This is a genomic window from Spongiibacter pelagi (assembly GCF_014705705.1).
Taxonomy (GTDB): Bacteria; Pseudomonadota; Gammaproteobacteria; order Pseudomonadales; family Spongiibacteraceae; genus Spongiibacter; species Spongiibacter pelagi.
On the sequence record NZ_JACXLD010000002.1, the window covers coordinates 88,170 to 112,486 of the forward strand.

Genomic DNA, 24,317 nt, shown 5'->3' on the forward strand with positions numbered 1-24,317 from the left:
GTCAACTTATTCGTAAGCGACGGGCATTTCTTGCATGGCTTCATCGCCAGCCACATTGATGTCGGCAACGACGGCATTGCCGGTGCGAACCGCGCCAACAACCACAACTTCTTCCAGCATTACCCAAGGCTCTTCAGCAACAGCAGAGAAAGACACCAGTAGGGCAGCAGCGGCCAGCAGTTTTGATTTCATGGTTTTCATCCTCACAGGTCTAACCTGTCAGCAAGTAGTAAAAATTGTGTGGGATCACTGAATAGTCAATAACCCCAAGCTGGCGGCAATTATGCGGATGTTTTGTTGCAGTAATATTTCATCTTTATGAAATATTCGGGGATGTGGAAATTTGTAATGAAGATGCAATCTGGCGGTGCTAGGCGGTGTGGTCATTTATAGCTCAGTGGCTTGATTCGGGCAGAAAAACCTCGGTTTGCCACAGGGGCTGGAGCTCTATGGTCGAATCCTGGCTCGATACCCAGATACTGCTTTCGTCAAAGGTGAACTGACAGCTCAGATTGCGCTGGGCGAGCTCAGCGAGGGCTCGGCTTTGTTGCGGCGAGAATGACAGCACGGTTAATTTGCTCTCGCGCTGAATGGTAGCGGCAAATTGCTGTTGCCAGTTTTGCACTTCTTGGCCGCCGTAATTCAGGATTACCACATGTTTGGATAGACCCAGGGCGCGCTTGAGGCGCTTCTCACTGGGTTGGCCAAGTTCGATCCAAAGTTCAATTTCCCCGCTGAGGCTTTTTTGCCACAAATCCGGCTCGTCATCATTGCTTAGACCACGGCTGAAATGCAGTTCCTCGTTGGCAAATAGTGCAAACGCCAATAGGCGCAGCATCATGCGTTCGTCAGTTTCGGAAGGATGGCGAGCCAGCGTCAGGCGATGCTGGCGATAGTAGTGCCGCCGGATATCGCTGATATCCACGGCGGCCTTAAAGATGGTCGCAGTTAGCGCCAAGATGAAGATGTCCGGCTAGCTTTTCTTGGGGCCGGCAAACCACCAGATGACCAGGCCTAATACCGGCAAGATCAAAATTAGCAGCGTCCACAATACCTTGCTGCCTGTTCCTTCTTTGCTCTGAACGATATTGATAATGGCCCAGATATTGGCGATGAGCAGTAGCAAGCCCCAAAGACTGGTGATTTGAATTTCCATATTGGTGTCTCGACCTTAGTTGTTGGCGTGGAGCATTTCGTTCAGAGCAATAGCTGACTTATTGGTCAGCACTTCAATTGCCCCATTTTTGGAGTTGCGGCGGAACAGCAAATCGGATTGACCAGCCAGTTCGCGGGCTTTAGCGGTACCGGCTACGGCGCCTTGGTCATCAATCATGGTCAGCACCGAACCTGCGGTAATGTACAGGCCCGCTTCAATAGTGCAGCGATCGCCCAGTGGAATACCAACACCGGCATTGGCACCGATCAGGCACTCTTTGCCAACCGAGATAATAATATTGTTGCCGCCAGACAGGGTGCCCATAGTGGAGCAACCGCCACCGAGGTCTGAACCTGAGCCGACCATTACGCCAGCAGAAATACGGCCTTCGATCATGCCGGGGCCTTCAGTGCCAGCATTAAAGTTGACAAAGCCTTCGTGCATGATGGTGGTGCCTTCGCCCAAATAAGCACCCAGACGAACGCGGGCAGTATGAGCAATACGAACGCCAGTGGGAACCACGTAGTTGGTCATTTTGGGGAATTTATCAACGGACATCACTTCCAGTAAATCGCCGCGCATTCTGGCATCCAATTGGCGCTGGGGCAGTTCTGCAAGATCGACCGGGCCTTGGTTGGTCCACGCGACATTGGGCAGTACGCCGAACATGCCATTCAGGTTCAAGGTATGAGGGCGGGCCAAGCGGTGAGATAGCAAATGCAGTTTCAGGTAGGCCTCGGGCACAGAAGCGGGATCGCTGTCTTCGGCCAGTGCGGTTACCACTAATGGTTGCGAGCTATTTGAAAGTTGCTGGGCAATTTTGGCTTGGGCTGTTTCGCCCGCCGCTTCAAGCTGGCCGGCTAAGTTCGCCATTTGCGTGGTGCTAACGTCGATGGCTTGGTTGCCGCCCTCGTAAGCCAATGCTTCCTTGAGGGCATTGGCGATTGCGCTGCTTGCGCCGGTAATGGGTTGTGGGTAGAAAATATCCAGCCAGTCGCCTTTGCTGTTTTTGCTGCCGGTGCCTAATCCGAGGCTGAAAAGAGTCGTTGTCATGCTATGTCTCGCTTCTATAATTGTTTAAATATCAGAATTAAAGGGTGTGCTGGGCAAATAACTGCTGGTATTGCTCGGCCTTAAAGCCGATGTGCCGCGCGCTGCCAGTATCTAAAAGGGGGCGCTTCATTAGGGTTGGGTTGGCTGCCAATAGCGGTGCCGCGTTTTCTTCGGTCAAACTGTTGCGCTGGGTTTCGTCTAGTTGCTTCCAAGTGGTGCTGCGTTTGTTTACTAGATCAAGGCCAAGTTCGCTCAGCCAGTTATTCCACTGTGTTTCGGCAATAGGATTGTCGCGCAGATCGTGAAAAACATAATCGATATTCTGCGTCTCCAGCCATTTTCTAGCGGCCTTTACCGTGTCACAATTTTTAATGCCGTACAGAGTGCTAGACATGGTCTGAATATTGCCTGTTAATAGTGCGTTGAAGGCCGGGAATGATAACAAAAACTTTTAATGGGTTCAGGTTTCGATTTCTGCCCTAGGGAAAGAATTCGCGGTATAGTCTGTATCACATTGTGAAATTTGTTACATAGTGAGCGACTAATAATAAATTTGGGCCTCGCGCAGAGGTCTAGTTGTGGTAAATGGAGAGAATAATGAAGCGCCTGTCCCTGATTGATGATTCTTTTTTGCGTCTTGAGAGCCGCCGTACCCCGCTGCATATCGGCATGTTGATGCTGTTTGAGCCACCTGCCGATGCCGGCCCCAATTTTGCCTCCGACCTTTACGATCGCCTGAGCCAATGCCTTGAGACCACCGAGCCCTTTAACTGGCTATTGGTGAAAAAGAAAGGATTGCACTACTGGCAAGAGGACGACGATTTCGATCTGGAAAACCACTTTGTACACACGGTTCTGCCTAAGCCCGGCCGTATTCGTGAGTTATTGGCGCTGGTGTCTCGGGTTCACTGCGCTCACTTGGATCGCATGTATCCACTGTGGCGTATTCATTTGATTGAAGGGCTGGAAGACGGCCGCTTTGCACTTTATATCAAGGTGCACCACTCGCTGGTGGATGGCGGTGCGGCGATGCGCACGATTCTCTCTGCAATGTCGCCGGATCAAGAAGTTTCCAAGACCATGCCGGCGCTTTGGGACTTGCCGGTAGAGCACTCCAGCGGCAAGGCCAGCATGATTCCACAGGCCAGTATCGGCAGCATGTCAGCTCTGCGCTCTCTGCTGAAGGAAGGGGCGAAGTCGGCGCGTTCGCCGATGGCCTTGGCCAAGGAGCTGTACGCTACTTATCAAGATTACCGGGAAAACAGCGAAGACGTGATGTTGGGACTCAGCCCCAATTGCGCGTTGACTCAATCCATCAGTTCAACTCGTCGTTTTGCGGCGCAGTCTTATTCCAAGGCGCGGATTAAAGTTGTTGCGAAAGCCTTTGATGCCACCACCAATGATGTGGTGCTGGCAATGTGCGGCAGCGCCGTGCGCAAATACTTGATGTCGTTGAATGATTTGCCTGAACGCCCGGTAATGGCTGGCGTGCCGGTATCTACTCGAATGGAAGGAGATACCAGTTACGGCAATGAGGTGGCGTTTGCGCCAATTCATTTGGGTACTCATATTGAAGATCCGGCAGAGCGCATGTGGGCGATCAAGCGCTGCATGGACAATAACAAAAAGCATATGCGGGCTCTGGAGCCTAGCCAGATTGCCGCTTATTCCACATTGAAAATTATGCCGGGAATACTCAATTCCGTGCTGAAGTTTGCGCCAGACTGCGGCTTTGGCGGTGTGGTGATTTCCCATGTGCCGGGGCCACAGCAGGATATGTACTGGCAGGGTGCCAAGCTGTCGGGTATGTATCCAATGTCTCTGCTATTGGATGGCGCCGCGCTGAATATCACCTTGATCAGTCGTCACGATGCGGTGGATTTTGGTCTGATTGCCTGCCGCAAAGCACTGCCAAGCGTTCAGCGTATGTTGGATTATTTGGAAGATGCGCTCGTTGAGCTGGAAGACGCTGCGGAAAAGATCAATGCGAAAACGGCGGTGAAGTCCAAGGTGAGAAGTCACCGCAAAGTGAGTAAGGCGTCATCGGCTGCGGCCGGTTAACGTTAGCTGCACGGCGAGTTCCGCAAGGTGTGATTCAGTTAGGTGAGATTGAGTCAGGCCTTGCGGGTTTTCTTTGGGTTTTTGCGCTCGGGATAGCAGGTGCGACAAATATCGCAGACGGTGCCGTCGCAGCCTCGGGCGCTACAGTATTCTCGACCGTAGTAAATAATCTGCAAATGCAAGGCATTCCAGCGTTCGATTGGGAACAGTCGTTTTAAATCTTTTTCTGTTTGCGTGACATTTTTGCCACTGCTTAAACCCCAGCGCTGGGCTAGGCGGTGAATGTGGGTGTCGACTGGAAAAGCCGGTACACCAAAGGCCTGAGACATCACCACGCTGGCGGTTTTATGGCCGACACCGGGTAGCTCTTCCAATGCCGCCATATCCTCTGGCACTGCGCCCTGATATTTCTCGACCAAGATTTCTGACAGTCGTTTAATCGCTTTGGACTTTTGCGGTGATAAGCCACAGGGGCGAATAATTTCGCGGATTTTTTCCACGTCTTGCCCGGCCATATCAAAGGGATTGTCAGCGAGATCAAAGAGTGCGGGCGTGACCTGGTTGACTCGTTCATCGGTGCACTGGGCGGAAAGTAAAACCGCAACCAACAGGGTGTAAGGGTCTTTGTGATCCAGTGGAATTGGCTGGGTCGGGTAGAGTTCTTGTAAGCGCTGATCGATAAACGCCACCCGGTCTTTTTTAAGCATGACTTATAAACCTTGGGTGAAGCGTTTGATACGGCGGGCCGCTTCCAGACAGTTATCCAATTCAGCGACTAAGGCCATGCGAATATAGTTGGCGCCGGGGTTGATGCCTTCGACCTCGCGAGACAAAAAACTGCCCGCTAAAACGGTGACGTTTTCCTGTTGAAATAGACCGCGAGCGAATTCGGTATCGCTAATCGGGGTTTTGGCCCAGAGGTAAAACGAGGCGTCTGGGCGTTCAACCTCAAGGCAGCCATCCAACTCGGCTAAAACCTGATCAAACTTCTGCCGATACAGTTCACGGTTGGCAATAACGTGGCTTTCATCTTGCCAAGCGGCAATGCTGGCTTGTTGATGTTGAACCGGCATCGCACAGCCGTGGTAGGTGCGGTAAAGCAAAAATGGAGCGAGCACCGATGCATCGCCCGCCACAAAACCGGAACGCAGGCCGGGCAAATTCGAGCGTTTAGACAGGCTGTGAAAAACCACGCAGCGGCGGTAGTCGTTGCGCCCCATTTCTGCGCAGGCTTGCAGTAGCCCCGGTGGTGGCTGGTCTTCGTCGAAATACAGTTCTGAATAGCATTCGTCACTGGCGATAATAAAATCGTATTGATCCGCGAGGGCAATCAGCTTTTGTAAGGTGGCAATATCGGTGACTGCGCCGCTAGGGTTGCCGGGGCTGCACAGGTATAGCAATTGGCAGCGCTGCCAAACTTCGGGAGCAACTGCATCGTAATCTGGAATAAAGCCATTTTCGGCCGAGCAGGCTAAAAATTCTGGTGTTGCACCCGCTAACAGGGCCGCGCCTTCATAAATTTGGTAGAAGGGGTTGGGGCTGCATACCAAGGCTTCTGTGCTCGGGGTGATCACTGCCTGCGCAAAGGCAAACAGCGCTTCACGGGTGCCGTTTACGGGCAGGACTTGAGTTTCCGCACAGACCGCTTCTAGGGAGAAGCGTTGTTTTAGCCAGTCGGCAATGGTGTTGCGCAGTTCTGGAATGCCCTTGGTATTGGGGTAGGTGCTCAGGCCGCTGAGGTTGTCGGTGAGGCAATCGGCGACAAACTTTGGTGCCGGGTGTTTGGGTTCGCCAATAGAGAGCGCAATATGGGGCAGGCTGGATGCGCTAGTGCCCAGCAGGGCGCGCAGCTTCTCAAAGGGGTAGGCCTGCAGGCTCTGCAAACGCGGGTTCATGCAATCTCTCTTTTTTCTTAAATAATTTCTGGGCTGAGCTTGGTCGGGGTTTGCGTGGGTGATTGCTCATCCAGCTCTCGACAGATCGCCTTTTGAATTTCTTCGCACAGTGCCGGATCATCTATCGGACGCGCGCGGCTGTCGGTGAGGAAGAATACGTCTTCCACGCGCTCGCCCAAGGTGGCAATTTTGGCGGTGTGCAGGTGCAGGCCAAATTTATTGAACATAAGCGCGATTTTGGCGAGCAGACCGGGGCGGTCAGGAGTAATAACTTCCAGTACCGTGAGCTGTTTGTTCAAGTCGGTGGCCATGCTGGTCCGAGTTGGCGTAGAAAACAAACGCATTTGCCGTGGCGTGCGACGGTTCACCGCCAGCGCTTGCTCGGGATTGGCTAGCTGCTCTTTCAGGAATTTGATGATGTGGTTAATGCGATCCTGATTGTCGCCAATGCTGGTTCCATCCGCATCCAGTACATAAAAGGTATCCAACGTATAGCCGGTGCCGCTGTCGTAGATGCGGGCGTCTTGTACGCTGAGATTGAGTTGTTCCAATGCGCCGGCTAACAGGGCGAATAAGCCGGTCCAGCCACGGGTGTGAACGAAGATTTGAGTGGCGCCGACGTGATCCAGCAGGCCGCCTTCTTTAATCAAAACGACCGCGCTGTCTTTGCGTGAACGCTGGGCGATGGCGCGGGTCTGCCAAACGATATCGTCCACTTGTTCGCGGATAAAATAATCCTCGCCAGTGCTGGCCCACAGTTCGCGAATTTCGTCTTCGGTGAAGCCGTAGTCTTCCAGTTTTTCAATGGCGCTTTGCTGGGTTTCGGCAATCCACTCTTGTTTGTCGATGGGATTTTCCAAACCACGGCGCAGGGCGCGGCGGGTTTCAGCATAGAGCTGACGCATCAGTGAGGCGCGCCACGATGTCCACAGCGTGGGGTTGGTGGCGTTAATGTCGGCAATGGTTAAGCAAAAGAGAAAGTCCAGATGTTGCTGGTCGCCCACAGTGAGGGCGAAGTCGCGGATGACGTCTGGATCTTGAATGTCTTTGCGCTGGGAAACCGAAGACATTTCCAAATGCTTTTCTACCAGCCAGCTCACTAGGTTGCCGTCGCGAACGGACAGGCCGAGGTATTCACAAAATTCACGGGCATCTACCGCGCCCAAGGTGGAGTGATCGCCGCCACGACCTTTGGCAATGTCGTGGAACAAGCCGGCTAAATACAGCAGCTCAGGTTTGTTGAGTCGCTGCATAATCCGGCAGGCCATGGGGAATTTATCCATCATGTCCGGATAGGTGAAGCGGCTGATGTTTTTGATCAGTTCCAGCGTGTGCGCGTCGACCGAATAAATATGAAACAGGTCGTGCTGCATTTGGCCGACGATATTGCCGAAAGCGGGAATAAATTTGCTGAGTACACCAAAGCGTTTCATGCGGCGCAGGTTAAGCGCGATGCGGCTTGGGGAGCGCAGCAGATCCATAAAGTGCGCCTTGACTCTTGGGTCGGCGCGGAATTTGTCATCAATCAAATGCAATGAGCTGCGGATCAGTCTGATGGTACTGGCGCGCACCCCGTCGATGGCTGGGTTTTGTGCCATTAGCACAAAAATTTCCATCAATGCGTAGGGGGTTTTTTCAAAGACTTTATTGTTGGTGACTTCCACGTGGCCGTTGCGAATTCTAAAGCGCGGATTGACATCAATAATGGTTTCCGCTTCGCAGGCGCGCAGAATGGTTTCGTCAAAATGCTGCATTAGCACATCGTTCAGTGCGCCAATGGTTTGTACCCAGCGGTAGTACTGCTGCATAAATTGCTCAACCGCCAGCCGGGTGTCGTTGTCTTCAAATCCGAATTGGCGAGCGAGGGTGCGTTGGTGATCGAAGAGTAGCCGGTCTTCTTCACGTTCGGCGAGCAAGTGAAGGGCAAAGCGCACACGCCATAAATATTGTTGGCCGTCTTTGATGAGGTCGAGTTCTTCCTGGCTCAAAAACTGGCGGTCGCGGAGCTCGTCAATAGATTGCGCACCAAAGTGACGCTTGACCACCCAGCCGATCATCTGGATATCGCGCAGGGCGCCGGGCGAGCTTTTTACATTGGGCTCCAGATTGTGTTCGGTGTTGGCGTATTTTTTGTGGCGGGCGATTTGCTCGTCCCATTTGGCGCGAAAAAAGTCGATGCTGGGCCAAATGCAATCCGGGCCGGTGCGGTCCATTAATTGCTGGTGTAAAGCGGCATTGCCTGCCAGCGGCCGCGATTCCATCAGATTGGTGACAATGGTGATGTCGTCAGTGGCGGCGTTAACGCATTCGTCCATGCTGCGCACACTGTGACCAATGTCCAGATTAATATCCCACAACAACATAATGAGCCGCTCGATATTGCTGGCGTAATCGGCGCTGTCGTTGTCGGTAAGAATCAGCAAGTCGATATCGGAGTAGGGGTGTAGCTCCCCCCGGCCGTAACCGCCAACGGCGATCATGGCAATGTCGTCACCCCAGTTAAAACTCTGCCAAATGTTTTTCAGCAATACATCAATATGCTGGCAGCGCAGTTGCACCAATTCCTCAATCGGGGCGTTGCTGTCAAAGCGCGCTTTCAGTTCTCGTTTTAGAGACTTTAAATAGTCTTTGTAAACCGGGATAACTGAGTTGGCCTTGGCGGCGGCCTCGTGGAGTTGTTCGGCGTTGAGCAGGGGGGTGTCACTCATTGGTAATTAGGCTTTATAGAAGGGTTCATCTGGGCGGGCAGTGAGAACTTCCACGCCCGTCGCGGTTACCGCCATTGTGTGTTCCCATTGGGCGGAGAGTCGGCGGTCACGGGTGGTGACCGTCCAGCCATCCTTGGTATTGAGTTTGGTTTGCTTCTTGCCAGCATTGATCATTGGTTCAATGGTGAAGGTCATGCCTTCTTGCAACTCCAGATCATTGCTGCGGCGATACCCTTCGCCGTAGTGCAGAACTTGTGGGTCCTCGTGAAAACCGAGGCCGATGCCGTGGCCGCAGTATTCTTCAACTACGCTGTAGTGGTTGCCGCGCGCATGTTTGGCAATGATATTGCCAATATCGCTTAGCTTGCAGCCCGGGCGCACCAGTTCAATCGCTTGATAGAGGCATTCTTGGGTGATTTCGCACAGGCGTTTAGCGTGGGGGGCAACATCGCCCACGTAGTACATCTTATTGGTATCGCCGTGCCAGCCGTCTTTTATGACGGTCACGTCGATATTGAGGATGTCGCCGTTTTTCAAAATCTTGGTGTCGGAGGGAATGCCGTGACAAATGACCTCGTTGACCGAGGTGCAGATCGACTTGGGGAAGCCGTTGTAATTCAGTGGCGCGGGGATGGCTTTTTGCACATCGACAATATAGTCGTGGCAGATACGATCCAGCTCGCCGGTGCTGACACCGGGCTTCACATAAGGCGTGATCATATCGAGAACTTCAGCGGCAAGGCGGCCCGCTTCACGCATGGCGGCAATCTCGGCCGGCGTTTTGATAATGACGTTCATAAATCCCAGAGGCTTTGGTGAGTGGGGTGAGGCCTTGAGCAAGCGGCTCAGACCATAGACGCGGTATTGTAAACTACTAAGCGCAAATGGAAAAAGCCGTTGGCGCTTTTGAATAGGCGCGGGGGCTGAGCTTTGGCGCTCGATAATTTGTTGCGATTAAATTTTGCCTGAATCTGTGGTTTGTGGTATAAATGCGCGCCCCGAAAATGCGCCCAGCGTATTTGACGGGTAAAAACGACGCGTAAACACCGGCACGTTTTCCTGGGTGCCCTGGCGTAAAGCCGGGTTGGAAGGCGGGGTGTTTGCAAGACTTAACCCGATGAAAATCAAGGATTTATCATGTCTCATGTAAGCATGCGCGAGATGCTGCAGGCCGGTGTTCACTTCGGTCACCAGACTCGCTACTGGAACCCCAAAATGGCGCCATTTATTTTTGGCGCGCGCAACAAAATTCACATCATCAACTTGGAGCACACTGTTCCTGCGATGAACAGCGCTCTGGACGCGATTTCTCGTCTGGCCTCAAACAAGAACAAAATCCTGTTTGTTGGTACCAAGCGCGCTGCGGGCAAAATCATTGCTGAGCAAGCTGCTCGCGCTGGTATGCCTTTTGTTAGCCACCGCTGGTTGGGCGGTATGCTGACTAACTACAAAACTATTCGTCAGTCAGTTAAGCGTTTGCGTGAGCTGGAAACCCAGAGCCAAGACGGTACTTTCGACAAGCTGACCAAGAAAGAAGCGCTGATGCGCCGCCGCGACATGGAGAAGCTTGAGCGCTCCATCGGTGGTATTAAAGATATGGCTGGTCTGCCAGATGCGCTGTTCGTTATCGACGTTGATCACGAGCGCATTGCGATTCAAGAAGCTAACAAACTGGGTATTCCTGTGTTCGGTATCGTTGATACCAACAGCAACCCAGATGGCGTTGATTTTGTAATTCCTGGCAACGATGACGCAATCCGTGCAATCAAACTGTACGTGACTGCTGTTGCTGACACCGTTCTGAATGCTTCTGCTGGTGCAGCGGTAAATGCGGATGACTTCGTTGAAGTTAACGCTGAAGAAGGTGAAGCAGCTGCCGAGTAAGGCGAGCTGAAGAAAGATGTATTCGAAGGGGGCGCTGCCCCCTTTTTTTAATATTCATCTGTTTAACTGCTCGGGCGTAATTTTTTCGAGTGGTCTACTAAGAGGATTTAGACATGGCTGTATCAGCAGCATTGGTAAAAGAACTGCGTGAGCGTACCGGTCTTGGCATGATGGAGTGCAAAAAAGCACTGACTGAATCCAATGGCGATATTGAGGCGGCAATTGAAGAGCTGCGTAAGTCTAGTGGTATGAAGGCAGCTAAAAAAGCCGGCCGTACTGCCGCTGATGGTGTGGTTGCGGTGAAAGTTGCTGAAGATGGCAGCTACGGCGTGGTGATTGAAGTTAACAGCGAAACTGACTTCGTTGCGCGTGATGATGGTTTCCTGGGCTTTGTTGCTAAAGTGGCTGACAAGGCGTTTGCTAGCCGTGAAGCTGATGTGGCTGCACTGATGGCGGGCGAGCTGGAAGCGGCGCGTGAAGCACTGGTTCAGAAAATTGGTGAGAACATTGGTGTTCGTCGCGTACAGATCGTTGAGGCGGCTGGCGGCGTAGTTGACGGTTATGTTCACTCCAACAACCGCATTGCGGTTCTGGTTGCCCTGCAAGGTGGCGAAGCGGAACTGGCAAAAGACGTTGCTATGCACGTTGCGGCAGTTAACCCACGTGTTGCCAAGCAAGACGATATGCCTGCGGAAGAGATCGAGAAAGAGCGCGAAATCTTTACTGCTCAAGCACAAGACAGCGGCAAGCCTGCCGAGATCATTGAGAAGATGATCGAAGGTCGTATCCGTAAGTTCCTGTCTGAGAATGCGCTGGTTGATCAGCCTTTCGTTAAAGATCCAGAACTGACTGTTGGCAAGCTGCTGAAAAACGGCGGTGCTGACATTCAATCTTTCATTCGCTTTGAAGTGGGTGAAGGTATTGAGAAAGAAGAAGTGGACTTTGCTGCCGAGGTTGCTGCTCAGCTGAAAGGCTGATTTTCTCCTGCAAAGAAAGCGTAAAAACGGGGCCTATTGGCCCCGTTTTGCTGTAGAATGCTTGGCATTTTATCGACAGCACAGTTTGGGGAAAGCATGTCCAGTCAGAGTCGCGACAAAAAATACAAGCGCATCCTGCTCAAGCTCAGCGGCGAAGCCCTGATGGGAAATTTGGGGTTTGGTATCGACCCCAAGGTACTGGATCGCATGGCCCTAGAAGTGGGGCAGTTGGTCGGTATTGGCGTTCAGGTTGGCTTGGTTGTTGGCGGTGGAAATTTGTTCCGTGGCGCGGCCCTGCAAGCGGCTGGTTTGGATCGCGTTACTGGCGACCATATGGGAATGCTGGCCACCGTTATGAATGCGCTGGCAATGCGCGATGCCCTCGAGCGCAGCAATATCAAATCTCTGGTGATGTCGGCCATTCCAATGAGTGGCGTGGTTGATCACTATGACCGCCGCAAGGCAATCCGCGCTCTGTCTCGGGGTGAGGTGGTTATTTTCGCCGCTGGAACCGGCAATCCCTTCTTTACTACTGATTCCGCTGCCTGCTTGCGCGGTATTGAAGTGGATGTGGATCTGGTGCTCAAAGCGACTAAGGTAGACGGTGTATACAGCGCCGACCCCATGCGTGATCCCGATGCGGTGAAATACGATTTTCTGACCTACGATGAAGTGCTCGACAAGAAACTGGAAGTGATGGACTTAACCGCCATTTGCTTGTGTCGTGATCACAGCATGCCGCTGCGGGTATTTGCCATGGAGCAGCAGGGTGCTTTGTTGAATATTGTGGTCGGTGGCAACGAGGGTACCTTGGTTGCGCCCTCACGCAATTAATACGAATTTGAAATAGTACTAAGTGTTATAGCACTAAAGGAGTTGTCGGGTGATTAACGAACTCAAAGAAGATGCCAAGGAACGTATGGCCAAAGCGATAGATGCGCTGGGTCATAACTTCAATAAAATCCGTACTGGCCGCGCTCACCCCAGTCTGCTGGATGGTATTCGCGTGTCCTACTATGGCTCGGAAACGCCGTTGTCTCAGGTTGCCAATATCGGTATTGAAGATGCGCGCACCCTGACGGTAACCCCTTGGGAAAAGAACATTGTTCCCGATGTCGAAAAGGCCATTATGAAATCCGACTTGGGCCTGAATCCTTCAAGTGCGGGCTCGGTAATTCGCATTCCCATGCCGCCGCTGACAGAAGAAACGCGCAAGGGCTATATCAAACAGGCTCGCCAAGAAGCAGAAAGCGCTCGGGTGTCGATCCGCAATATTCGTCGCGATGTGCTGTCTGATATCAAAGAACTGCAAAAAGCCAAAGAGATCAGTGAAGACGATGAGCGCCGCGCCGGTGATGATGTGCAGAAAATCACTGACCAGTATGTGGCAGAAGTGGATAAGGCGCTGACCGCCAAAGAAGCTGACTTGATGGAAATCTGATCGGCGTTCAAACGATGTCAGAAGCAAATAAAGGCGATGTGGCTGCGGCAGTCCCGCGTCATGTTGCCATCATCATGGATGGGAATAATCGCTGGGCTAAGCAGCGCGGTTTGAAGTCTTCAGAAGGACACCGCGCGGGCGTGGAAGTGATTCGCGGGTTGCTGCGTCACACTCGGGAGCGGGGAATCGAAGTGGTCACCCTGTTTGCGTTCTCCAGTGAAAATTGGGGGCGCCCCAGTATTGAAGTGAAGGCCTTAATGCGCCTTTTCTCGCACTATCTGGATAGCGAAACCAAGCAGTTACATGAGGACGGCGTACGCATTCGTTTTATCGGTCGCCGCGATCAGTTCAGCTCAGCCCTGCAGAAGCAAATTCACTACAGTGAGCAGCTCACCCGCTTTAACAAGCAAAACACCTTGGTATTGGCTGTGGATTACGGCGGTCAATGGGATATTGCCGAGGCGGCAAAAAAACTGGCGGTACAGGTGAAGGCGGGTAATCTGGAGCCCGATGATATTGACGCCGAGTTGCTCGGTCGCCATGTCGCACTGGCCGATCTGCCACTGCCGGATCTGTGTATTCGCACGGCAGGTGAGCAGCGGGTAAGTAATTTCTTGCTGTGGCAACTGGCCTATAGCGAATTTTATTTTTGTGATTGTTATTGGCCGGATTTTGACGAGCAGCAAATGGATTTAGCTTTGGCGGCCTTTGCCAATCGAGATCGGCGCTTTGGTGGTCGCAAAGACAGTTCGACCTGATAACGAGATACACGTGCACACAATAAAAAATCAATTTGTACGGGGAGTACGTCTACATGCTTAAACAGCGGGTCATCACGGCAGTGGTGTTGGTCTTGGCACTGCTGGCGACCTTGTTTTTGTTGCCAACTCAGGCGCAACTCTTAGTGTTTGCTGCGGTGGTGCTGATTGCGGCATGGGAATGGTCAAATCTGGCCGGTATCGGCTCGCTGTTTTCTCGTGTGTTATTTGTGATGCTCTGCGGTGTTGGCATGATTGCGGCAATGTGGCAGGTAGAATTGCTTTCCTCCCCTCGTATCGAGCCTATGCGCCAACTGCTGGTTGTTACCTGTACATGGTGGGCGGTTGGCCTGCTCTGGGTCAAAGGCTATCCGGCCAGTACCCCCTATTGGGGAAATACGCTGGTGCGCAGTGTGATGGGCGTATTGGTTTTGGTTCCTGCGTGGCTGTCGCTCGCTTGGTTATTACTTCTGCATCATGGCGTTTGGCTGTTGCTATTGTTGATTGTGTTGGTTGCTGCTGCGGATATCGGTGCTTATTTTGCTGGGCGCAAATGGGGCGTGGCCAAGTTGGCGCCCAATGTCAGCCCCGGTAAATCTTGGGCGGGATTTTGGGGCGGCGTTACCGCCAGCCTATTGGTGATGGTCGTGGTCTGGTTGGTATTTTCGGCGCAATTGTCTGTGGCGTTATTGCCAATGATGTTTGTGGCGGCATTTACGGTATTGGCCTCGGTACTGGGTGATTTGCTGGAGAGTATGGTCAAACGTCACCGCGGTATTAAAGACAGTAGCCAAATCCTGCCGGGCCATGGTGGCGTGATGGACCGAGTAGATAGCCTCACCGCTGCTGCGCCGGTGTTCACTCTTGGGCTTATTGCTGTAGGTTTGTATTGATGTCCTCTGTGCAAACCGTCACGGTGCTCGGTGCGACCGGGTCAATTGGGTGTAGTACGCTGGATGTGTTGGCGCGTCACCCAGAACGATTTGAAGTTTACGCCTTAACGGCAAATTCTCGTCTTGATGCGCTGTTTGATCAGGTGCTGGCCCATCGGCCACGCTATGCGGTGGTGCAATCTGAATCGCAGGCAGAGGTATTTCTTACGCGTCTAAAAGACAATGGCTTGTCTACGCAGGTTTTGTATGGCGAGGCGGGTCTATGTCAGGTGGCCGCAGAAGCCGATGTTTGTATGGCGGCAATTGTGGGTGCGGCGGGTTTAATGCCGACCTTGAGTGCAGTGCGCGCTGGGCGCAAAGTGTTGTTGGCCAATAAAGAATCGTTGGTGATGGCTGGGCAACTGTTTATGGATGCCGTAGCCGAAAGTGGCGCGTGTTTATTGCCTATCGATAGCGAACACAATGCGATTTTTCAGTGTCTTCCCCGCTTTGTCGACAATGGTTTGGATGAACTCGGTGTTAGCCGAATTCTTTTAACCGGCTCCGGTGGGCCATTTCGCCAGCGGCCAATTGCGACCCTTTCAACGGTAACGCCAGACGAAGCCTGCGCCCATCCCAACTGGAGTATGGGGCGTAAAATTTCGGTCGATTCCGCTACGATGATGAATAAAGGCTTGGAGTTGGTTGAGGCTTGCTGGCTGTTTCGCTGTCCGCCGTCGCGCATTGATGTGGTGGTTCATCCCCAGTCCGTGATCCACTCTATGGTGGAATATGTGGATGGCTCGGTTCTGGCCCAGTTGGGCAATCCGGATATGCGAACTCCCATTGCTCACGCCTTGGCCTGGCCCGAGCGGATTGCATCGGGGGTAGGCAGTCTGAATTTAATTGCACAGGCGCGTTTGGATTTTGAAGCGCCGGATGAACAGCGCTTTCCCTGTTTGCGACTCGCGCGTGAGGCGGCTGAGGCCGGTGGTACGGCGTCGGCGATTTTAAACGCGGCGAATGAAGTGGCGGTCGCGGCCTTTCTTGACGGGCAGCTTGCTTTTACCGCTATTCCCCAAATTCTAGAAAAGGTGGTGGAAAGTCAGGAAAATTGTGAACCCCGGACATTGGCCATTGTCCAAGCTGCCGATGCGGAGGCGCGAGAGCGCGCTAGCCGCTTGATACAAGCGCTATAACGCGCTGACGATATTCCGAGGTCTCGATCGCTCGTGTTGGAATTATTGCAAACTCTACTGGTTACCATCGTCACCCTGGGTGTGTTGGTATCTGTTCATGAATTTGGCCATTTTTGGGTCGCCCGTCGTTGTGGCGTAAAAGTGCTGCGGTTCTCGGTCGGTTTCGGCAAGCCCTTGTTGAGTTGGACTGGGCGCGATGGCGTGGAGTATGTGTTGGCCGGTATTCCGCTCGGCGGCTATGTAAAAATGTTGGATGAGCGCGAGGCGGATGTTCCTGAGGCGCTCAAAGCACAAGCTTTTAATCGCGCAACGCCTTGGCGTCGAATGGCGATTGCTTTTGCTGGGCCGCTGGCCAATTTTATTTTGGCGGTGGTGGTGTACTGGGCGATATTCCTCAACGGCGTTAACGGTGTGGCGCCAATCGTTGATGGTTTGGAAACCGGTTCTCTGGCCGAGCGTGCCGGATTGCAATTGGGCCAAGAAATTGTGGCGGTAGACAGTGAGTCAACCCCGACTTGGGAAGCGCTCCAGTTACAGTTGCTGAATCGCATCGGTGAATCTGGCTTGATGACGGTCTCGGCTAAGTTTCCCGATTCTGACGTGGTCCACGATTACAATATTCACCTGCAAGATTGGATGCAGGGGCTCGAAGAGCCAAACCCGGTGCAAGAGTTAGGGGTAAAGCTGTTTGTTCCCAAGCTGTTACCCGAACTCGATGAGGTGGTGGCTGGCGGTGCAGCCGAGCGCGCCGGACTGCAAAAAGGCGATCTGATTTTAAGTGCAGATGCGCAGTCGATGCCGGATTGGCAAACTTGGGTGCAAGTTGTTCGAGATAATCCGGGCACAGCCCTGGCGCTTGAAGTTCAGCGCGGTGAGCAGGTGCTTGAATTGAGCCTGATACCAGAGCGCAAGCTGGAAGATAATGGTGTGGCTATCGGTTTTGCCGGGGTTTCTGTCGCAATCCCGTCTTGGCCCGAATCGATGCAGCGCACGATGACCTATTCGGTGTTCGGTGCCGTGTCGGCAGCGGCTCATAAAACCTGGCAAATGAGCGCGTTCACGCTGGAGTCCATCGGCAAGATGATTAGCGGCGCGCTGTCGCCGAAAAACTTGAGTGGTCCCATAAGCATTGCTAAAGTGGCGGGCTCTTCGGCCCAGTATGGCTTTGTGGCATGGCTTGGTCTGCTGGCTCTGTTAAGTATCAGCCTCGGGGTGTTAAATCTGCTGCCGATTCCAATTTTGGACGGTGGCCATATTGTTTACGCTCTAGTGGAGGGGCTCAGTGGGCGTCCGGTTTCTGAACAGATTCAGAATTGGGCAAACCAAATTGGGCTGGCGCTGGTTGGCGTCGTCATGATTTTTGCTATTTATAACGATATATTGCGTCTCTGATCCCAGAACTCTGCAATATAAATTTTGGCTAATTCCTCTGTTGTGGCCGTGCTGCAGTAGATGAATTCTTGGTTTTTGTTGTTGATGAAACACACTGCTATTTTCAGATCTTTCCTGTTGCTGCTGGCGACCTTTGGTTTGGCCTTGTCTGCGGCAAACGCGCAGCCCCTTCCAAGTAATGAAGCCGGTGTCAGAATCAGCGATATTCGGGTAGAGGGCCTACAGCGTATCTCGGCTGAAACGGTCTTTTCAGCACTGCCCATCAGTGTAGGAAACTACCTCAATAACCAGACTGCGGCGATGGCTTCGCGGGCCCTGTTTGCCACCGGCAACTTCGATGATATTCGTATTGGTATCGACGGCGAGATTCTGGTGGTCAACGTGATTGAACGCCCGGCTATCAGTGAAATCATTATCGAGGGTAACAAAGCTCTGCAAACCGAAGCGCTGATGGACGGTTTGAAAAGCGCCGGTCTATCGGAAGGGCAGGTTTTTAAACGCTCAACCCTTGAAAACATGCGTATGGAGCTGGTGCGTCAGTACGTATCGCAAGGTCGTTACGATGCCACGATTGAAACCGATGTAGTTGCCGAACCGCGCAACCGGGTGTCGCTGTCTATTAATATCGATGAAGGCAGTACCGCCACCATCAAACACATTAATGTGGTTGGCAATAGCGTCTATGATGACGAAACGTTGCTCGACCTGTTTGAACTCAAAACTGGCGGCTTCTTCTCCTTTTTCAGTTCTAGCAATAAATATTCTCGCGAAAAGCTGAAGGGCGATCTGGAAAAGCTGAATTCCTATTATCTGGACCGTGGCTATCTCAAATTCAATGCCGACTCTGTTCAGGTGGCAATTAGCCCCAATAAAAAGTGGGTTTACATCACCGTAAACGTGGAAGAGGGCGATAAGTACACCGTAAGTGGTGCTGAGCTTTCCGGTGATTTGGTATTGCCCAAAGAAGATTTAGAGCGCTTTGTCTTGGTGCGTGAAGGTCAGGTGTTCTCACAGGCCTTGGTGACCAGCACAGAAGAGTTTTTGACCAAGCGCCTAGGTAATGAGGGTTATAACTTCGCCAAGGTCACAGGTATTCCCGAGATTGACGAAGAGGGCGATGGCTCCATCGTTAAGTTGAAATTCTTTGTCGACCCCGGCAAGCGTACTTATGTAAGACGGATTAGCTTTGAAGGTAACTCACGCACCGCGGATGATGTTCTGCGTCGCGAAATGCGTCAGATGGAATCGGCGCCAGCTTCACAAGATAAAATTGAGCTTTCTCGCGTACGCTTGGAGCGTTTGGGCTACTTCAAGGAAGCCAAAGTCGACACCGTGGAAGTGCCCGGTGTGGATGACCAAATTGACCTCGAGTTTAGCGTTGAAGAGCAAAGCTCGGGCAGCTTGGGTGCTAGCGTAGGTTTCTCTCAAGACAGCGGTCTGCTGCTCAGCGCCAATATTCAGCAAAACAACTTCTTCGGCACAGGTAAGTCGGTTGGCTTTGGTGTATCGCGCAGTGATTACCTGACCAGCGCCAGCTTTAATTATGTTGATCCGTATTTCACCGTTGATGGTGTAAGTCGCGGCTTCTCACTGTTTTACCGTGCGACAGACTTTGAAGAGGTCAATATTGCCAGCTATACCACCGATACCTACGGTTCCAGTGTGAACTTTGGCTATCCGCTCTCAGAAACCACTCGCCTAGGTTTTGAGTTTGGTTACAGCCGCACCGAAATTGATGCGGGTGCGCGTGCGGTTCAAGAAATTAAGAGCAGCCCCCGTATTTTTGATGCGGTGAAATATTTCTTTGAAAGCCAGTACGACTCAAGTACCGCTCGCTATACCACGGCAGAAGTCTTGGAAGACATTGCGACTCTTGACCCCGCTGCTCTGACTGATCCGGGTGAGCCGGGTTTCCTCGATGAATACGGGGATCGCTTTAATAACTTTACTGCCGGTTTGAGCTGGCGTCAGTCCTCGTTAAACCGTGGCTTGCTGGCAACCCGGGGTGCGTCTAACTCGATTGGTTTGGAGTTTTCAGTACCGGGCTCAGATCTGGAATACTACCGCCTTACCTATAATGGTCAGCTCTATATTCCGTTGACCACTAACTGGACCATGCGGGTGCGCACCGAGCTTGGCTATGGCGGCGGCTATGGCAATTTGGAAAAACTGCCGTTCTTCGAACACTTCTACGGCGGTGGTTTTGGTTCTGTGCGCGGTTTCCGCAGCAATACCTTGGGGCCGCGCAGTTCGCCAGCCGATATTTATTCTATTAGCCAAGCGGCGACCGCGATTGATGCCAATGGCAATGCAACGGCGGTATCGGCGGAAGCGGCTTATGTCCTCGATCCCATCACCGGTAAATTGGCGGTTCAGCAAGCCAGCGCCCTGGGCTTTAATACCGACCCCTTTGGCGGTAACGTGTTGATGGAAGGCAGTATTGAACTGCTATTCCCACTGCCTTTTGTTAAAGATCAGCGCTCTGTGCGTAGCGGTCTGTTCTTTGATGCGGGTAACGTCTTTAGCACGGATTGCGGCGCCACGCAGGTTAATTGCTATGGCCCAGATCTTGGCAAACTGCGTTATTCAGTGGGTGTGGGTATGACTTGGATTACGGGCTTTGGTCCTTTGACCTTTAGCTTGGGTCGCGCTTTGAATGATGAGCAAATTGACGAGACAGAAATTTTCCAATTCTCGTTGGGTAGAACTTTTTAATTCCGTTTAACAATAAACCGAATAATTTTCACTGGGAGATGTAGTACATGAAAGCGATTAAAATTGCCCTGTTGGTTCTGGCTGCAGCATGGGGTAGCAGCGCCATGGCAGAGGGTCGTATTGCGGTATTCAATCTGGATGCAGCGGTACTGAATACCGATGTTGCTAAAAACCGTTTGGAAGCCCTGAAAAATCAAAAGGACTTCAAAGAGAGCATTACTGAAGCGGAAAAGATCAACAAAGACTACGAAAAGCTGGTTGAGAAGTTCCAGAAAGACATGGAAATCATGAGCGCCGAGCAGCGCCAATTCGCTAAAAACAAAATCGACGGTAAGCGCGCTGACCTCGAGCATCTGGCTCGTAAAATCGAAGCTGCCAAGCAGCAAGAAGTTCAGCAAATTCTGCAAGAAGTGGGTCCAAAACTGCAAAAGCTGCTACCTGAAATTATCAAAGAAGAAAACATTGGCCTGCTGTTGCCAGCCAAAGCGGTTATGCACGCCGATGCCAGCTATGATATCACTGCCAAAGTGGCTGACCGCCTGAACCGCGCTAAGTAAGAATTAGGTAAGGTTTTATCGTGCAGCGCGCGCAAACGCTTGGCGATCTGGCTCGGGAATTGGGGCTGTCATTCCGGGGTGATGCGGCGCGTGTGCTGCAAAGTATTGCTCCCTTGACCGCGGCCAATGAGCAGCAGTTAAGTTTTCTGGCCAATCCTAAATTTAAAGCGCAACTGGCAGACTGCTCTGCCGGTGCGCTGATTATTCATCCCGATCTTGCTGAACAATGGGCGGGTGATTGTCTGTTTGCCGACAATCCTTACCTAGCCTATGCCTCAGCTACCGCCTTATTCGATCCCCTGGATAAACCCCGAGCGGGTATTCATCCCAGTGCGGTTGTGCTCTCCGATAAAATTCACAAGACCGCTTCTATCGGCGCTAATTGCGTGATTGAGGAGGGGGCGGAAATAGGTGAGGGGGCGGTCATCTCCCACGGTACGGTAGTGGGACGTGAATGCCGGATTGGTGCTTTTTGTTATTTGCATGCCAATGTCACGCTCTACCATGATGTTTGGCTTGGTCGAGAAACGGTACTTCACTCCGGTGTTGTGATTGGCGGCGATGGTTTTGGTTTTGCACCGGGTAAAAATGGTTGGACCAAAATTCACCAACTGGGTGGGGTGCGAATTGGTGAGCGGGTAGAGATTGGTGCTGCGTCTACCATTGATCGCGGCGCGCTGGAACACACCACAATAGGTAATGGCGTAATTCTCGACGATCAAACGCATATTGCCCACAATGTGGTGATTGGCGACAATACCGCCATGGCGGGCTGCTGTCAGGTTGCCGGCAGTGCGGTCATCGGTAAGAATTGCACCTTCGCCGGCAATGTCGGGGTGGTGGGGCATATTACTATCTGCGACGGTGTGCATTTCACTGCGCGAACCGTGGTGAGTAAATCCGTCGATACTCCGGGAACCTATTCCAGTGGCTCGGTGATGATGGAATCGGGACAATGGCGGAAAAATACCGCTAGGCTGCCTCGCCTCGACGAGTTGTTCCGTCGAGTGATGGCGCTGGAAAAGAAACAAAAAGATTAAGACGCTTTTGCGTAATTTAGCGGTGTCTTGTGCCGCGAGTTAACGTTTAAGTTCATAAAAAATATTGGGGGCTTGCTGCGTGGGTGTTATGCCTGCGTTTCCAAACCTTTCCCTGACTTAAGACTGACGAGGAAGAAAGATCACCATGGAAATGGATCTGATGGAGGTACGTGAGTACCTGCCCCAACGCTACCCATTTCTGCTGGTAGACCGTGTTCTGGAAATTGACTTGGGTAAGTCGATTACTGCGATCAAGAATGTCACCGGCAATGAAAACCACTTTAACGGCCATTTTCCTGAAATGCCGATTATGCCCGGTGTGTTGATTATTGAAGCGATGGCTCAGGCAGCCGGTATTCTCGGCTTCAAAAGCATGGGCAAAAAGCCGTCTGACGGCTCCCTGTACATGTTTACTGGCGTAGATAACGCGCGTTTTAAGCGTCCGGTAGTGCCGGGAGACCAGCTTATTTTGAAATCACATTATGTGTCTGACCGTCGCGGAATTTGGAAGTTTGCCTGCGAAGCCTATGTGGGCGACAAGCTGGCCGCGTCTGCTGACATTATGTGTATCGACCGGAAAGTTGGCGAGTGAGCGGCAGTATTGATCCATCTGCAAAGATTGATCCGCGGGCCATTATCGACCCCACGGCGGTCATTGCCGCCAATGTGGAAATTGGCCCTTGGACGATTGTTGGCGCCAATGTTGAAATTGGTGAGGGCTGCCGTATTGCCTCACATGTGGTGCTGAAAGGCCCCACTGTACTGGGCAAAAACAATCAGATTTTCCAGTTTTCATCAGTTGGCGAAGATACCCCCGACCTGAAATACAAGGGCGAACCTACGCGCTTGATTGTGGGCGACAATAATGTCATTCGCGAAGGCGTGACCATTCACCGTGGCACCGTGCAAGATCGTGGCGAAACGGTAATTGGCAGTAATAATCTGCTGATGGCCTATGTGCATATCGGCCACGATTCGGTGGTGGGAAACAACTGTATTCTGGTGAATAACGCCTCGCTTGCTGGCCATGTGATTGTGGGTGACTGGGCGATTCTGAGTGGCTATTCACTGATTCACCAGTTCTGTCATATTGGCGCCCATAGTTTTGCGGCGTTTGGCTGCCATATCGGTAAAGATGTGCCGGCCTATGTCATGGTCAGTGGCAGTCCCGCTGAAGCCAAAACAGTCAATGTAGAAGGCTTAAAACGCCGGGGTTTTTCTGAACCGGCCATTGCCGCTATTCGTCAGGCTTACAAAATTATCTACCGCCGCAAGTTGACCGTAGACGAAGCGCTAGTGAAGTTGGATGAACTGGCAGCAGAACATCCTGAGGTAGCGCCGATGGCGGAATCTCTCCGTACATCCAGTCGCGGGATTGTGCGCTAACAATCACTTTTTCGGCGCCCAATGCGGCGGCGGCAAGCGGAACAAACATCATGGGCGCTGGGCACTCCCCTAAAATTGGCATGGTTGTGGGTGAGGCATCTGGAGATATTCTCGGTGCTGATCTGATGCGTGCCCTGAAAAAGCATTACCCCAATGCCAAATTTGAAGGTATTGGCGGCCCTCTGATGATCGCTGAAGGTTTTCATTCGCTCTGCGAGATGGATCGGCTTTCGGTGATGGGCTTGGTTGAGCCTCTCAAACGCCTGTTTGAGTTACTGCGAATTCGTCGCCATGTGAAGCAACATTTGCTGCACTGGAAAGCGGATATTGTCATCGGCATCGATTCCCCTGATTTTAATCTCAATATTGAGGCTTGGTTGCGCCAGCGCGGCATAAAGTCTGTGCACTATGTCAGCCCGTCGGTTTGGGCGTGGCGCCGTGGCCGTATCAAGGGCATTGCGCGTGCGGTTGACCATATGTTGACCTTATTCCCCTTTGAAGCGCAGTTTTATAAGGATAATCAGGTTCCGGTAACCTGTGTTGGCCACTCTCTTGCCGACCAGATTCCTTTGGAAGATCAGCGTGAGCCCGCGCGTCGTGAACTGGATATTGCAGAGGGGCATCCGGTGCTGGCGATTCTGCCGGGCAGCCGCAGCACCGAAGTGGGCCAGTTAATTCAGCCGTTTTTAGATGCCGCCCAACAATTGCGCCGGGCGTTGCCCAATATTGAATTTTTGATTCCCGCCGCCAATGAAGCGAGGAAAAAGGAAATTCTCAAAGTGATTGAGGCGCGTGGTGGCGACCTTCCAGTGCGGGTATTGCTCGGCAACTCGCGTACCGTTATGGCCGCCTCCGATGCGGTATTGATGGCCTCGGGTACAACCAGTCTTGAGGCTTTACTACTGCAAAGACCAATGGTTGTGGCTTATCGTTTTGGTAAGTGGTCTTACGCCATTCTTTCTCGCCTGGTGAAAACACCGTACTTTTCGCTGCCTAACTTACTGGCGAAAAAGTCCTTAGTACCGGAACTGATTCAGGATGATGTGTGTGCAGAGGTTATTGCGCCGCTAGTATTGGAGCAGCTGAATAATACTCGCCACCGGGATGCGCTAGTGGCTGATTTTCAGGCGATTCACAGGGATTTGCGCCGCAATGCCAGTGACCGTGCCGCCGACGTTGTTATCTCGCTATTGCCAAAATCGGGAACGACCGATGCCTGAAAG

24 protein-coding genes are annotated in these 24,317 nt (G+C 52.3%); 15 read left to right on the forward strand and 9 right to left on the reverse strand.

Translation table 11 applies throughout. The features are described 5' to 3' along the window. Positions 1-6: 6 nt before the first annotated feature. From IB286_RS04415 to IB286_RS04435, 5 genes are all read right to left on the reverse strand, one after another. Positions 7-192 carry a hypothetical protein gene (locus IB286_RS04415; RefSeq protein WP_190762906.1) on the reverse strand — a complete coding sequence of 62 codons (186 nt, stop codon included), beginning with the start codon at positions 190-192 and terminating at the stop codon, positions 7-9. Positions 193-394: 202 nt separating this feature from the next. Further along, positions 395-958: a YaeQ family protein gene (locus IB286_RS04420; RefSeq protein WP_190762908.1), complete on the reverse strand. Its 564-nt coding sequence runs from the start codon at positions 956-958 to the stop codon at positions 395-397. A gap of 15 nt (positions 959-973) precedes the next feature. After that, positions 974-1,156, reverse strand: a complete 183-nt coding sequence (locus tag IB286_RS04425; RefSeq protein WP_190762911.1) for a PLDc N-terminal domain-containing protein — start codon at positions 1,154-1,156, stop codon at positions 974-976. Positions 1,157-1,171: 15 nt separating this feature from the next. Continuing rightward, positions 1,172-2,209: a 2,3,4,5-tetrahydropyridine-2,6-dicarboxylate N-succinyltransferase gene (dapD, locus tag IB286_RS04430; RefSeq protein WP_190762913.1), complete on the reverse strand. Its 1,038-nt coding sequence runs from the start codon at positions 2,207-2,209 to the stop codon at positions 1,172-1,174. Positions 2,210-2,246: 37 nt separating this feature from the next. Beyond that, the gene (locus tag IB286_RS04435; RefSeq protein WP_190762915.1) at positions 2,247-2,603 is read right to left on the reverse strand and encodes an ArsC family reductase; all 357 of its coding nucleotides are present in this window, start codon (positions 2,601-2,603) and stop codon (positions 2,247-2,249) included. Positions 2,604-2,806: 203 nt separating this feature from the next. On the opposite strand from IB286_RS04435, the gene IB286_RS04440 reads away from it, so the two are divergent. Next, complete coding sequence (locus IB286_RS04440; RefSeq protein ID WP_190762917.1) at positions 2,807-4,270, forward strand: WS/DGAT/MGAT family O-acyltransferase; 1,464 nt, start codon at positions 2,807-2,809, stop codon at positions 4,268-4,270. 53 nt (positions 4,271-4,323) lie between these two features. Here the strand turns inward: IB286_RS04440 and nth are convergent, their stop codons facing one another. The 4 genes from nth to map are packed head-to-tail and all read right to left on the reverse strand — an operon-like array spanning position 4,324 to position 9,671. Continuing rightward, on the reverse strand, positions 4,324-4,977 hold the full coding sequence (gene nth, locus IB286_RS04445; protein WP_190762919.1) for an endonuclease III: 654 nt from the start codon (positions 4,975-4,977) through the stop codon (positions 4,324-4,326). A 3-nt stretch (positions 4,978-4,980) separates the two neighbouring features. Beyond that, positions 4,981-6,165: a succinyldiaminopimelate transaminase gene (gene dapC / locus IB286_RS04450; RefSeq protein WP_190762921.1), complete on the reverse strand. Its 1,185-nt coding sequence runs from the start codon at positions 6,163-6,165 to the stop codon at positions 4,981-4,983. A 17-nt stretch (positions 6,166-6,182) separates the two neighbouring features. Beyond that, positions 6,183-8,873 carry a [protein-PII] uridylyltransferase gene (gene glnD / locus IB286_RS04455; RefSeq protein ID WP_190762922.1) on the reverse strand — a complete coding sequence of 897 codons (2,691 nt, stop codon included), beginning with the start codon at positions 8,871-8,873 and terminating at the stop codon, positions 6,183-6,185. A gap of 6 nt (positions 8,874-8,879) precedes the next feature. Further along, positions 8,880-9,671, reverse strand: coding sequence for a type I methionyl aminopeptidase (map, locus tag IB286_RS04460; protein ID WP_190762924.1), 792 nt, complete (start codon positions 9,669-9,671; stop codon positions 8,880-8,882). Between the two features lie 339 nt (positions 9,672-10,010). Between map and rpsB the strand changes: the two genes are divergently transcribed. The 14 genes from rpsB to lpxB all read left to right on the forward strand — a co-directional run bounded on the left by rpsB (position 10,011) and on the right by lpxB (position 24,314). Further along, a complete protein-coding gene (rpsB, locus tag IB286_RS04465) occupies positions 10,011-10,757 on the forward strand; it encodes a 30S ribosomal protein S2 (RefSeq protein ID WP_190762926.1) in 747 nt (248 codons plus the stop codon). A 113-nt stretch (positions 10,758-10,870) separates the two neighbouring features. Next, complete coding sequence (gene tsf, locus IB286_RS04470; RefSeq protein WP_190762929.1) at positions 10,871-11,734, forward strand: translation elongation factor Ts; 864 nt, start codon at positions 10,871-10,873, stop codon at positions 11,732-11,734. Between the two features lie 96 nt (positions 11,735-11,830). Next, positions 11,831-12,568 (forward strand): UMP kinase, encoded by a 738-nt coding sequence (pyrH, locus tag IB286_RS04475; protein ID WP_190762931.1) that lies wholly within the window; start codon positions 11,831-11,833, stop codon positions 12,566-12,568. 49 nt (positions 12,569-12,617) lie between these two features. Continuing rightward, positions 12,618-13,175 (forward strand): ribosome recycling factor, encoded by a 558-nt coding sequence (gene frr / locus IB286_RS04480; protein WP_190762933.1) that lies wholly within the window; start codon positions 12,618-12,620, stop codon positions 13,173-13,175. A gap of 14 nt (positions 13,176-13,189) precedes the next feature. Further along, the gene (gene uppS / locus IB286_RS04485; protein ID WP_190762934.1) at positions 13,190-13,933 is read left to right on the forward strand and encodes a polyprenyl diphosphate synthase; all 744 of its coding nucleotides are present in this window, start codon (positions 13,190-13,192) and stop codon (positions 13,931-13,933) included. Between the two features lie 56 nt (positions 13,934-13,989). Further along, positions 13,990-14,826 (forward strand): phosphatidate cytidylyltransferase, encoded by an 837-nt coding sequence (locus tag IB286_RS04490; RefSeq protein WP_190762936.1) that lies wholly within the window; start codon positions 13,990-13,992, stop codon positions 14,824-14,826. After that, on the forward strand, positions 14,826-16,004 hold the full coding sequence (ispC, locus tag IB286_RS04495) for a 1-deoxy-D-xylulose-5-phosphate reductoisomerase (protein WP_190762938.1): 1,179 nt from the start codon (positions 14,826-14,828) through the stop codon (positions 16,002-16,004). The genes IB286_RS04490 and ispC overlap by 1 nt, the downstream gene beginning before the upstream one ends. Before the next feature lie 33 nt (positions 16,005-16,037). Next, positions 16,038-17,396 (forward strand): sigma E protease regulator RseP, encoded by a 1,359-nt coding sequence (rseP, locus tag IB286_RS04500; RefSeq protein WP_317889699.1) that lies wholly within the window; start codon positions 16,038-16,040, stop codon positions 17,394-17,396. An 84-nt stretch (positions 17,397-17,480) separates the two neighbouring features. Then, positions 17,481-20,111 carry an outer membrane protein assembly factor BamA gene (gene bamA / locus IB286_RS04505; protein ID WP_190763588.1) on the forward strand — a complete coding sequence of 877 codons (2,631 nt, stop codon included), beginning with the start codon at positions 17,481-17,483 and terminating at the stop codon, positions 20,109-20,111. Positions 20,112-20,158: 47 nt separating this feature from the next. Beyond that, on the forward strand, positions 20,159-20,668 hold the full coding sequence (locus tag IB286_RS04510) for an OmpH family outer membrane protein (RefSeq protein WP_190762940.1): 510 nt from the start codon (positions 20,159-20,161) through the stop codon (positions 20,666-20,668). A gap of 20 nt (positions 20,669-20,688) precedes the next feature. Next, a complete protein-coding gene (gene lpxD, locus IB286_RS04515; protein WP_317889700.1) occupies positions 20,689-21,708 on the forward strand; it encodes a UDP-3-O-(3-hydroxymyristoyl)glucosamine N-acyltransferase in 1,020 nt (339 codons plus the stop codon). Between the two features lie 145 nt (positions 21,709-21,853). Next, positions 21,854-22,300, forward strand: a complete 447-nt coding sequence (fabZ, locus tag IB286_RS04520) for a 3-hydroxyacyl-ACP dehydratase FabZ (RefSeq protein ID WP_190762942.1) — start codon at positions 21,854-21,856, stop codon at positions 22,298-22,300. After that, positions 22,297-23,094, forward strand: a complete 798-nt coding sequence (lpxA, locus tag IB286_RS04525) for an acyl-ACP--UDP-N-acetylglucosamine O-acyltransferase (RefSeq protein ID WP_450097554.1) — start codon at positions 22,297-22,299, stop codon at positions 23,092-23,094. Before fabZ ends, lpxA begins: the two co-directional genes overlap by 4 nt. 50 nt (positions 23,095-23,144) lie before the next feature. After that, positions 23,145-24,314 carry a lipid-A-disaccharide synthase gene (lpxB, locus tag IB286_RS04530; protein ID WP_190762944.1) on the forward strand — a complete coding sequence of 390 codons (1,170 nt, stop codon included), beginning with the start codon at positions 23,145-23,147 and terminating at the stop codon, positions 24,312-24,314. The last annotated feature ends 3 nt before the right edge of the window (positions 24,315-24,317 follow it).

What these genes read in the sequence shown, in the direction of transcription:
- IB286_RS04415 (WP_190762906.1), bottom strand. Translation starts at nt 192, where the DNA reads ATGAAATCAAAACTGCTGGCCGCTGCTGCCCTACTGGTGTCTTTCTCT.
- IB286_RS04425 (WP_190762911.1), bottom strand. Translation starts at nt 1,156, where the DNA reads ATGGAAATTCAAATCACCAGTCTTTGGGGCTTGCTACTGCTCATCGCC.
- dapD (WP_190762913.1), bottom strand. Translation starts at nt 2,209, where the DNA reads ATGACAACGACTCTTTTCAGCCTCGGATTAGGCACCGGCAGCAAAAAC.
- IB286_RS04435 (WP_190762915.1), bottom strand. Translation starts at nt 2,603, where the DNA reads ATGTCTAGCACTCTGTACGGCATTAAAAATTGTGACACGGTAAAGGCC.
- IB286_RS04440 (WP_190762917.1), top strand. Translation starts at nt 2,807, where the DNA reads ATGAAGCGCCTGTCCCTGATTGATGATTCTTTTTTGCGTCTTGAGAGC.
- nth (WP_190762919.1), bottom strand. Translation starts at nt 4,977, where the DNA reads ATGCTTAAAAAAGACCGGGTGGCGTTTATCGATCAGCGCTTACAAGAA.
- dapC (WP_190762921.1), bottom strand. Translation starts at nt 6,165, where the DNA reads ATGAACCCGCGTTTGCAGAGCCTGCAGGCCTACCCCTTTGAGAAGCTG.
- glnD (WP_190762922.1), bottom strand. Translation starts at nt 8,873, where the DNA reads ATGAGTGACACCCCCCTGCTCAACGCCGAACAACTCCACGAGGCCGCC.
- map (WP_190762924.1), bottom strand. Translation starts at nt 9,671, where the DNA reads ATGAACGTCATTATCAAAACGCCGGCCGAGATTGCCGCCATGCGTGAA.
- rpsB (WP_190762926.1), top strand. Translation starts at nt 10,011, where the DNA reads ATGTCTCATGTAAGCATGCGCGAGATGCTGCAGGCCGGTGTTCACTTC.
- tsf (WP_190762929.1), top strand. Translation starts at nt 10,871, where the DNA reads ATGGCTGTATCAGCAGCATTGGTAAAAGAACTGCGTGAGCGTACCGGT.
- pyrH (WP_190762931.1), top strand. Translation starts at nt 11,831, where the DNA reads ATGTCCAGTCAGAGTCGCGACAAAAAATACAAGCGCATCCTGCTCAAG.
- uppS (WP_190762934.1), top strand. Translation starts at nt 13,190, where the DNA reads ATGTCAGAAGCAAATAAAGGCGATGTGGCTGCGGCAGTCCCGCGTCAT.
- IB286_RS04490 (WP_190762936.1), top strand. Translation starts at nt 13,990, where the DNA reads ATGCTTAAACAGCGGGTCATCACGGCAGTGGTGTTGGTCTTGGCACTG.
- ispC (WP_190762938.1), top strand. Translation starts at nt 14,826, where the DNA reads ATGTCCTCTGTGCAAACCGTCACGGTGCTCGGTGCGACCGGGTCAATT.
- bamA (WP_190763588.1), top strand. Translation starts at nt 17,481, where the DNA reads ATGAAACACACTGCTATTTTCAGATCTTTCCTGTTGCTGCTGGCGACC.
- IB286_RS04510 (WP_190762940.1), top strand. Translation starts at nt 20,159, where the DNA reads ATGAAAGCGATTAAAATTGCCCTGTTGGTTCTGGCTGCAGCATGGGGT.
- fabZ (WP_190762942.1), top strand. Translation starts at nt 21,854, where the DNA reads ATGGAAATGGATCTGATGGAGGTACGTGAGTACCTGCCCCAACGCTAC.
- lpxB (WP_190762944.1), top strand. Translation starts at nt 23,145, where the DNA reads ATGGGCGCTGGGCACTCCCCTAAAATTGGCATGGTTGTGGGTGAGGCA.